The sequence below is a fragment of the Haloferax profundi genome (assembly GCF_001469865.1).
Lineage (GTDB): Archaea > Halobacteriota > Halobacteria > Halobacteriales > Haloferacaceae > Haloferax > Haloferax profundi.
On the sequence record NZ_LOPV01000576.1, the window covers coordinates 1 to 255 of the forward strand.

The window sequence follows — 255 nt, forward strand, 5'->3', positions numbered from 1 at the left end:
ACGATGGACTGGACCTCGAACAGCAGGAGGTGGGTTCTTCGGCCCTGCGAAGGCAGACACACCGGTCACTGCCGAGGGGCGGATTTACACGGCACTCCCCGGGACAAATTCTATCGCTGCACTCGACCCGAACGACGGGCAGGTCATCTGGCGGAGAACACACCACAAAGACGACGCGGTTAGTGCCGACATCAACAGACCTGCTGTGAGAGACGGCCTCGTATTCACCACGAACTGGCCCAAGCAAGCAGCAGC

1 pseudogene is annotated in these 255 nt (G+C 60.4%); it reads left to right on the plus strand.

The features are described from left to right. Positions 1–255: pseudogene (locus AUR66_RS22895) on the plus strand (PQQ-binding-like beta-propeller repeat protein); the annotation flags it as partial.